This is a genomic window from Stenotrophomonas sp. S41 (genome assembly GCF_016624625.1).
In the GTDB taxonomy this organism is placed as follows: domain Bacteria; phylum Pseudomonadota; class Gammaproteobacteria; order Xanthomonadales; family Xanthomonadaceae; genus Stenotrophomonas.
This window is the reverse complement of record NZ_JACVTV010000139.1, coordinates 1-9687: the sequence shown is the minus strand read 5'-3', so window position 1 is coordinate 9687 and position 9687 is coordinate 1. Positions and strand designations below refer to the sequence as shown.

6 protein-coding genes and 1 tRNA gene are annotated in these 9687 nt (G+C 66.7%); 2 read left to right on the top strand and 5 right to left on the bottom strand.

Going from position 1 to position 9687, the window contains the following annotated elements; all coding sequences use genetic code 11:
* Window positions 1-171 precede the first annotated feature (171 nt).
* The 3 genes from IAE56_RS19325 to IAE56_RS19315 all read right to left on the bottom strand — a co-directional run bounded on the left by IAE56_RS19325 (window position 172) and on the right by IAE56_RS19315 (window position 3371).
* Window positions 172-1890 carry a thiamine pyrophosphate-dependent enzyme gene (locus tag IAE56_RS19325; protein ID WP_200753647.1) on the bottom strand — a complete coding sequence of 573 codons (1719 nt, stop codon included), beginning with the start codon at window positions 1888-1890 and terminating at the stop codon, window positions 172-174.
* Window positions 1891-2000: 110 nt separating this feature from the next.
* Window positions 2001-2858: an SH3 domain-containing protein gene (locus tag IAE56_RS19320; RefSeq protein WP_200753646.1), complete on the bottom strand. Its 858-nt coding sequence runs from the start codon at window positions 2856-2858 to the stop codon at window positions 2001-2003.
* 36 nt (window positions 2859-2894) lie between these two features.
* Entirely contained in the window at window positions 2895-3371 is a 477-nt protein-coding gene (locus IAE56_RS19315) for a DUF3574 domain-containing protein (protein WP_200753645.1), read from the bottom strand.
* A gap of 243 nt (window positions 3372-3614) precedes the next feature.
* Here IAE56_RS19315 and IAE56_RS19310 point away from each other — a divergent pair, with 243 nt between their 5' ends.
* Complete coding sequence (locus tag IAE56_RS19310; protein ID WP_200753644.1) at window positions 3615-6047, top strand: TonB-dependent receptor; 2433 nt, start codon at window positions 3615-3617, stop codon at window positions 6045-6047.
* A gap of 137 nt (window positions 6048-6184) precedes the next feature.
* Here the strand turns inward: IAE56_RS19310 and IAE56_RS19305 are convergent, their stop codons facing one another.
* Window positions 6185-6679 carry a GFA family protein gene (locus IAE56_RS19305; protein WP_200753643.1) on the bottom strand — a complete coding sequence of 165 codons (495 nt, stop codon included), beginning with the start codon at window positions 6677-6679 and terminating at the stop codon, window positions 6185-6187.
* A 120-nt stretch (window positions 6680-6799) separates the two neighbouring features.
* The gene (gene rnr / locus IAE56_RS19300; RefSeq protein WP_200753642.1) at window positions 6800-9265 is read right to left on the bottom strand and encodes a ribonuclease R; all 2466 of its coding nucleotides are present in this window, start codon (window positions 9263-9265) and stop codon (window positions 6800-6802) included.
* A 128-nt stretch (window positions 9266-9393) separates the two neighbouring features.
* Here rnr and IAE56_RS19295 point away from each other — a divergent pair.
* Window positions 9394-9478: transfer RNA gene (locus IAE56_RS19295), tRNA-Leu, on the top strand.
* The last annotated feature ends 209 nt before the right edge of the window (window positions 9479-9687 follow it).

Below are 9687 nucleotides of genomic sequence, written 5' to 3'. Positions count from 1 at the left end.
AAGCACTGCTTCGCAAGCGCCCGAACGCACAGCCGCCAGCGGCTGGGCCGGTCTGGGGGTTTACGGCGTCCCCCTCAACCGGACCCACCCGGCCAACCCACGAATAGCCCGCTTTTGACGTTGACGTTGATTCGGCAGGTGCAGGGCGCAGCCCTGCATCAAAACCCACCCTCACTTCTTCAGGAAGTTGTCCACCAGCAGGTGCTTCACATCATCGAAGCGGCCATTCAACACCGCCTTGGCCGCATACAACGCCGTGCCCGCCACCTGCTTCGCCTCGATCTGCGGCGGCATCACCAGCTCCGCGCGGCTGGTATGCACATCCAGCAACGCCGGCCCGCGCTGGGCCAGGAAGTCCAGCACCGCCTCCTCCAGGTCCTCGCTGCGGGTCACCGTGCGGCCGTGGAAACCGATCACCTCGGCCAGGCGGCCAAAATCGGGATTCTTCAGATCGGTGTAATTGTCCAGCAGGCCTTCCACCTTCTGCTCCAGCTCGACGAAGTTCAGCGAGCCGTTGTTGAACACCACCACCTTGATCGGCAGGTTCTCCTGCACCGCCGTCAGCAGGTCGCCCAGCAGCATCGCCAGGCCACCATCACCGGACAGCGAAATCACTTGGCGGCCGGGGAACGCATTCTGCAGGCCCAGCGCCTGCGGCATCGCGTTGGCCATCGTGCCGTGCAGCAGGCTGGTCAGGGTGCGGCGGCGGCCGTTCACCCGGATATGGCGCAGCACCCAGACCATCGGCGAGCCACCGTCTGCGGTGAACAGCGCATCGTCGCTGGCGTGCTTCGACAGCAGCGCGGTCAGGTGCTGCGGATGGATCAGCTCGCCTTCGCCGGGCTGTTCTTCCTGCTCGCGCTTCTGCAGCGCCTTGTCGCGGTGGGTGATGCATTCGTCGAGGAACGTGCTGTCCTCGCGTGGCGGCAGCATCGGCAGCAGCGCGTCCAGGGTCGGTGCGATGTCGCCGACCACGCCGAGGTTGACCGGGTGGCGACGGCCCAGGTGGCTGCCATCGCGGTCGACCTGGATGATCGTTGCCTTGTCCGGATAGAACTGGCCCCAGGCGAAGTCGGCGCCGAGCAGCAGCAGCGTGTCGCACTCCATCAGCGTGTGGAAGCCCGACTCGATGCCGAAGATGCCGGTCATGCCCATGTTGTAGGGGTTGTCCGGCTCGACGAAATCCTTGGCGCGTGAGGTGTGCGCCACCGGTGCCTGCAACCGCCGGGCGAGTTCCAGCAGCTGCGCATGCGCGCCCTGGCAGCCGGCACCGGCATAGATGCCGATGCGCTTGCCCTGCCCCAGCAGCTCGGCGATGCGCTGCAGCTCAGCGTCGGACGGGCGCAGCACCGGCTGGGCGTAGTGCACCGAGAACGGCACATCGTGCTTCACCTCGGCCTCGCTGATATCCGCCGGCAGGATCACCACCGCCACACCGCGGCGGCTGATCGCCGCCTGGCAGGCGAGTGCCACCACGCGTCGCGCCTGTTCGGGGCTGTGCACCTGTTCGCAGAACACCGTGCAGCTTCCGTAGACCGCCTTGAAATCCACTTCCTGCGGGAATTCCATGCCCAGTTCGCTGGTGACGATCTGGCTGGCGATCAGCACCATCGGCGCGCGGTTGCGGTTGCTTTCGAAGATGCCGTTGATGAAGTGCAGGCCACCCGGCCCGCAGGAACCCGCGCAGGCGGTCAGCTGTCCACTCACCAGCGAATCGGCACCAGCGGCAAAGGCAGCGACCTCTTCGTGGCGCACGTGCACCCATTCGATGTCGCTGCGATGCATCGCATCGGTCACGTGGTTCAAGGTATCGCCCACGATGCCGTAACAGCGGCGGACACCCGCCTGCTGGAGGGTGTCGATGACGATCTCTGCAACGCGCTTGCTCATGGGGGCACAGCCGGTTCGGGGGAGAAACCCGAGGCTAGACCCGGCCAGGTGATGCCGCCGTGGGCAAGAAGCCGACCGCCTTGTTGAGCAAACTGCGGACCGGCGAGGCGTCAATCGTTGACGTTGATCCAACCCTCGATCGCGCCGTGCTTCGGGTTGCGGTAACGAACCTTCACCCAGCCGTCCTGCTCATCGAGCATCTCCACGCGATCGCCCTGCACAAGGTAGCGCTTGGTGCTGGCGGCACCGGGCCGGTCGAACAGGAACAGGCGCGCGGACACCACCGTGGCCTGCTGGCCACGCAGCGGTTCGCCGCTGGCGGGCGCGCTCAACCCATCGGCAATGGCACTTTCCAGCACATGGCCGGATACATCGTGGGTCCGCCATACCGCGAGCGGCCCCTGCTCGTCGGTCTGCTCCCACTGCAGGGCGGCATCCAGCGCATCGCCCAGCCGCAGCACGTCTTCGGAGCGATACAGGTACAACTTCGTACCGTCGAACCGATACTGATCCGTGTACCACATCGGTCCACTGCGGCAGCTGCTGGTCAGGGTGTGCGTGGCGGCGTCGACGGTCAGGCCCATCAGGCCGCCACAGTTGTCATGCCCGTGGGTTTCGGCCTGCAGCGCGCGGAAACCGCCGCTGGCCGGATCGAACCGATACACCGCCACCGCTTCGTTGACCATGCCGACCGACGCCCGCGCCACCAGCTCGGGACGCCCGTCGAAATCAACATCCTCGGCCGACAGCCGGGAATTGCCGTCGGCATCAGGGGCACCCGGCAGGCTCAGCCGTCTGCCCGAGGGCAGAAGCTGCACGTCGATGCTGCCGTCCTCGGTGACCTCGGCCTGCACACGAACGCCGGGCGCTGCCTCGAAGCGCAACGGCGCATCGCTGTCAGCGGCGTGCGCCAGCGGCACCAGCAGGCCCGCCAGCAGCAGGCCAACCACGGATTCCCTGTGTTTCATCGTCACTCCCTGCGGCGCCACGCTGGCGCCTCCAGGTCAGAACGATACGTCAACCGCCTGCCGCGACCACAGCACCGACTGGTGCTTGGTCTGCTGCTTCCACGCCAGGCGGATCGCTTCGATGTCGGCACGGCGCTGCGGGCTGTCTTCATGCAGCACCACCAGCACCTTGGTGCGCAGGCGGTTGGGCGAGGCATCGCCGCGGAACAGCCACTGGCCGTAGGCATCGAACACGGTCAGGCCATCGGGGAAGCGCGGGGTCACTTCCTTGTCCAGGAACGCGCGCCACTGCGCCTCGCTGATGGTCTCGGCCTGCGGACGGTCGCCGGCACCCTGCTCCTCGCCCACGCCGAAGTACAGCTCGCTGCGCACCCAGCCCGTGCCGTTGGACGGCCGCGCGGCATCGCCCTGCATCTCGGCGGTGGCGGCGTAGGCGCTGGGTGTCTTCGAGGACAGGCTGGCGCAGCCGCTGGTGGCCAGCAGCACGGCAAAGATCAGGCCAAGGTGTTTCATGGGGGACAGCACTCCGGGGAAGGGGAAAAAGCGGGTCGAAGGGGCACGGAGGGTACACCTGCGTTTCGGTTGCGGTTGCAACCAATCACTCATGCCACAGGGGCATCAGCTGATGCGATCGGAAGCGGGGCTTGCGTCACACCCCCTCCTCACGCCAAGATAATATATCGCTTCATCCGGATGGATGTAAGTGAAACCATCTCTCCCCCGCCCCTTCCCCACGTCGTAGTTGCTGGAGTCCGCATGTCCCCCCGCCTGTCCGCGTCGCCGCTCGGCCTCGCCATCGCGCTCGCCCTGTCCCCCGCCCTGGCCTCTGCCCAGGATGCGGCCACCAACCTGGACACGGTGATCGTCACCGGTACCCGCGCCGCCGACCGCACCGTGCTCGAATCCACCTCGCCGGTGGACGTGCTCACCGCCGAGGACATCCGCAAGGCCGGCGTGGTCAACGGCGAGCTGGGCAGCGCGCTGCAGGCCCTGCTGCCGTCGTTCAACTTCCCGCGCCAGTCCAACTCCGGCGGCGCCGACCACGTGCGTGCCGCGCAGCTGCGCGGCCTGTCGCCGGACCAGGTGCTGGTGCTGGTGAACGGCAAGCGCCGCCACCACACCGCGCTGGTCAACACTGACAGCAAGATCGGCAAGGGCACCACCCCGGTCGACTTCAACTCGATCCCGGTCAGCGCCATCAAGCGCATCGAAGTGCTGCGTGATGGCGCCGGCGCGCTGTACGGCTCCGATGCGGTGGCCGGCGTGATCAACGTGATCCTGGACAACGGCGGCGACGGTGGCGAGATCGAAGCCAGCTACGGTGCCAACCACACCGACCTCAAGCCGATCGGCCGCACCCTCACCGATGGCCAGGCCGGCAACATCAGCGCCAAGGTCGGCACCTCGCTGGGCGAGGATGGCGGCTTCCTGCGCGTGGGCCTGGAATACAAGAAGCGCAACGGCACCAACCGCGCCGGCTACGACCTGATTCCGCCGTGGGACCAGACCGACGCCAACCTGGCGCTGCAGGGCAAGCGCAACTACGTGCTCGGCGATGGCGCCAGCAAGGACATCAACCTGTGGCTGAACACCGAGATTCCGGTGGGCAAGACCGCCACGTTCTATGCGTTCGGCACCTTCAACCAGCGTGATACCGAAGGCGCGAACTACTTCCGCTACCCCGACAGCGACGCCAACTGGAAGGAGGTATACCCGAACGGTTACCGCCCGATTTCCGAAGGCGAGAACCGCGACGTGCAGGCCGTGGCCGGCGTGCGCGGCCAGTGGGGCGAGTGGAGCTACGACGGCAGCCTGGATTACGGCCAGAACGATTTCACCTACCGCCTGCGCGACTCGATCAACGCCTCGCTGGGCCCGACCAGCCCGACCCGCTTCAAGACCGCTGATTACCAGTACGCACAGACCGTGGGCAACCTCGACCTGAGCCGCGTGTTCTCGCAGAGCGACAGCATCACCCACACCCTGGGCCTGGGCGCGGAAGTGCGCCACGAGCGCTACCAGACCCGTCCGGGCGACCCGTCCAGCTACGCCGCCGGCCCGTACACCGACCGCCCGACCGGCTCGCAGGCCGGTGGTGGCCTGACCCCGCAGGATGCCGCGTCGCTGGCGCGTGACGTGGCCAGTGCCTATGCCAGCCTGGCCAGCCAGTTCGGCGACCACTTCTCAACCGACCTGGCCGCACGCTACGAGCACAGCGACGACTTCGGTGGCGAACTGACCGGCAAGCTGGGCCTGCGCTACGAGTTCACCCCGGCCTTCGCCCTGCGCGGTGCCATTTCCAACAACTTCCGCGCGCCGTCGCTGGCGCAGATCGGCTACGAATCCACCTCCACCGGCTACAACGCCGCTGGCCAGCTGGTGCAGGGCCGCCTGCTGTCGGTCAACAACCCGATCGCCCGCGGCCTCGGCGCGCAGGACCTGAAGCCGGAGAAGTCGCTGAACACCTCGCTGGGCTTCACCAGCCGCATCGGTGAACATTTCGACCTGTCGCTGGACTTCTTCCAGATCGACATCGACGACCGCATCGCGCTGTCGGAAAGCATCACCGGCGATGCGCTGACCGACTTCGTGGCTGCCAACTACGGCGTCACCGGCCTGCAGAGCGCCAGCTTCTTCGTCAACGCCGCCGACACCCGCACCCGCGGTGCCGAGCTGGTGACCAACTGGCGCCAGGCACTGGGCGATGGCCAGCTGCTGCTGACCGGCACCTACGCCTACACCAAGACCACGCTGAAGAACGTGCTGGCCACCCCGGCCCAGCTGCAGGCACTGGACGCGGACTACGTGCTGTTCGGCATCGAAGAAACCAACACGCTGACCGACGCGACCCCGCGTACCCGTGCCAGCCTGTCGGCCGCCTGGAGCAACGACCACTGGTCGCTGAGCAGCCGCGTGAACCGCTACGGCAGTGCCACCCGCGTGTTCAACTTCGGTGATGGCTACATCCCGCGCCAGACCTACCAGGCCGAATGGCAGCTGGATGCCGAAGTGGAATACCGCTTCAACAAGCAGTGGAGCGTGGCCATCGGCGGGCAGAACCTGACGGACAACTATCCGGACAAGTCCAACGACGATATCTACTACTACGGCAACCTGCCGTACGACGTGCTGTCGCCGATCGGCAGCAACGGCGCGTACTACTACGGCCGCGTGCGTTACACGTTCTGACCGCCCTCGGTGGGTGTGAAACCCACCCCTTCTGGTGGGTGCGGACCGTTGGTCTGCACCCACCGGATTTATGGTTGGTGGGTGCGGACCGTTGGTCCGCACGCCTTCGCCGGGCATGGCCCGGCGCTACCTGCCGTTCATCCTTCCGCTGAACGGGTGCGCGGCGGCCAGTGCGGGGTGTCGTGGTCGGGGTGCTGGTGGGACACGATCGTGGCCAGGAACTCCAGCGCGGCCACGTCCTCCTCGGTGCGGCTGCCGGGCAGCAGGCCCAGGCCATCCACGAAGGGCAGCTTGCGCTCCATGCCGTACTGCAGGGTCGGCGGCAGGCGCTCGGGTTCGTCGAAGGCGCCAGCGGCCACGGCCATGCCGTCCGGGGCCTCGTAGGTCAGCGGGGTGCCGCAGTCACCGCAGAAGCCGCGGCGGACCACGTTGGAGGACTGGAAATAGCGCGGCTGGCCGCGGGTCCAGCTGAACTGCGCGCCGCGCACCGAGACCAGCGGCGCGTAGTAGGCGCCGAACGCCTTCTGGCACATCCGGCAGTGGCAGATCGAGCTGTCGGTGAGGGCGCCGCGCGCCTCGAAGCGGATGGCGCCGCATTGGCAGCCGCCGCGGTACTCGGGTTGGCCTTGCATGCTGGGTTCCTCCGGAACGTCGTGCCAACCAAGGTTGGCACCTACCGGGTGAGGAACGTGCCAACCAACGGTTGGCACCTACCGGGCAAGGTGGGTGCCGACCGTTGGTCGGCACACCTTTCAATACTGCTTTTTGGTGCGCTTGGCCGGCTTGCCGCGTTCCGGCAGCGGCGGCAGGCCATCGCCCTCGTCCTCGCCCTTGTGCTCGACCAGGCGGAAGTCGATCTTGCGCTCTTCCATGCTGGCCTTCAGCACCAGGATGCGCACGCGGTCGCCCAGCCGGTAGCTGCCGCCGCGGCGTTCGCCGGTCAGCGTCTTGCGGGTGGCGTCGAACTTGTAATAGTCCTGCGGCAGCTGGGTCACGTGGACCAGGCCCTGCACCTTGGAATCATCCAGCTCCACGAACAGGCCGAAGCTGGTCACGCCGCTGATCACGCCGTCGAACTGGCCGCCCACGTGCTTTTCCATCCACGCGGCGCGGTAGCGCTCGTCGACCTCGCGCTCGGCCTCGTCGGCACGACGCTCGCGCTCGGAACACTGCAGCGCCAGCGCAGCCATCTCGCGGGCGTTGTAGGTGAACTTGTCCAGCGGCTTGCCGGACAGCGCATGCTTGATCGCACGGTGCACCAGCAGGTCGGGATAACGACGGATCGGCGAGGTGAAGTGCGCGTAGGCCTCCAGCGCCAGGCCGAAGTGACCATTGTTGTCCGGGCTGTAGACCGCCAGGCTCTGGCTGCGCAACAGCACCGATTCCAGCAGCGTGGCATCGGGGCGGTCGCGGATCTTCTTCAGCAGCTTGGTGTAGTCGCCCGGGCGCACCTTCGACCACGGCGGCAGGCTCAGCTTGAACTCCTTGAGGAATTCCAGCAGGTCGGCGAACTTGGTCTCCGGCGGCTTCTCGTGGACGCGGTACGGGGCCGGCACATGGCGCGACAGCAGGTACTTGGCCGCCTCCACGTTGGCCGCGATCATGCATTCCTCGATCAGCTTGTGCGCATCGTTGCGCACCAGCATGCCGGCCTGGGTCACCTCGCCACGGTTGTCCAGCACGAAGCGCACCTCGCTGCTTTCAAACTCGATGGCGCCGCGCTTGGCACGCGCCTTCGACAGGACCTTGTACAGCTGGTGCAGGCGCTGCACCTGTGGCAGCAGCTCGCCCATCCATGCCTTGGTATCGGCATCGTCCTCGCCCACCGCCTTCCACACCTGGGTGTAGGTCAGGCGCGCGTGCGAGTTCATCACCGCTTCGTAGAAGCGCGAATGGCTGACCACGCCGTCGCGGTCGATCTGCATGTCGCAGACGAAGCACATGCGATCGACCTTGGGCATCAGCGAGCAGATGCCGTTGGACAGGGTCTCCGGCAGCATCGGCACCACGAAGCCCGGGAAATACACCGACGTGGCGCGCTTCTGCGCTTCCTCGTCCAGCGGCGTGCCGGGGCGCACGTAGTTGGAGACATCGGCAATGGCCACCACCAGGCGGAAGCCATCGGCATTCGGTTCGCAGTAGACCGCGTCATCGAAGTCCTTGGCATCTTCACCGTCGATGGTCACCAGCGGCGTGCTGCGCAGGTCGACGCGGTCGCCGATCATCGCCGGCTCGACCACCATCGGCACCGAGGCGGCTTCGTCCAACACGTCCTGCGGGAACTCGAACGGCAGTTCGTGGCCGTGGATGGCGGTCTCCACCACCAGCGACGCGGTCAGCTTGTCGCCGAGCACGGCGATGATGCGGCCGATCGGCGGGCGGCGGCTGTCCGGCGCCTGGGTCAGTTCACAGACCACCAGCTGGCCATCGCGCGCGCCACCGGTCTGGTCCGGCGGCACCTGCACGTTGCGCTGGATGCGCTTGTCATCGGGCACCACGTAATTGATGCCCATTTCAATGCTGAAGCGACCGATCAGGCGGGTCATGCCGCGCTCGAGCACGCGGGCGATGCTGCCTTCGCGGCGGCCACGGTGGTCGATGCCGGTCACGCGGGCCAACACCTTGTCGCCGTGCATCACCTTGCGCATTTCATAGGGCGGCAGGAACAGATCGTCGCCACCCTCGACCGGGCGCAGGAAGCCGAACCCTTCCGGGTTGGCGATCACCACGCCGGTGACCAGGTTCAGGGTCTGGATCGGCGCGAAGCCGCCGCGGCGGTTCTGCACCAGCTGGCCGTCACGGACCATGGCGCCCAGCCGGCGCGACAGTGCCTCGGCACGGTCGGCTGCGGTCAGACCCAGGCGCGCGCCAAGTTCCTCGGCGGTCTGCGGCCCGTCGCAGCGTTCCAGCAGGGCCAGGATGGCCTCGCGGCTGGCGATGGGCTGTTCGTACTTCTCTGCTTCGCGGGCGGCATAGGGATCGTCGATCACCTTCCCGGTCGGCGGCAGCTTGCGGCCCGGGGCCGGGCCCGGTGCGGCGGCATCCATGCCGCGGCCCTTGCGGCCGCGCGGCGGTGCACCGCCTTCATTCAATTCGGGGAACCAGCCCGGCAACGGCTTGCCCGGCTTGGTGGTGCGGGCTGCGCCCGCCTTGGCGCCCTTGGTCGGGGCCTGGCTGCGGGACTTGCTCCCGCCCTTGCTTGGTTTTTTGGTAGTCATCGCCCTACATGGTAGCCGTTGCGGGCGTGCAGAACGGGTCAGCGGCGGCCTTGGAAGCGCCGCGTGAAATATTTGTTGGAAATCGTTGACAGCCTGCGGATTCATCTTCACAATTGCGCCTCTGGAACGCCCAGGTGGCGGAATTGGTAGACGCACTAGTTTCAGGTACTAGCGGGTAAAACCGTGGAGGTTCGAGTCCTCTCCTGGGCACCAACGAAAAAACTCCTCGCTTCGGCGGGGATTTTTTTTGCCTGTCATCCAGCAGCAGGGTCGGATCCCTTTCCACAGGAAAGGGCTCTGACCCCATCGCGAGATTGTTTTCGAGAAGTGTTGACACCCCGGTAACAACACCCCATAATCTCGCTCCTCGACGCCCAGGTGGCGGAATTGGTAGACGCACTAGCTTCAGGTGCTAGCGGGGG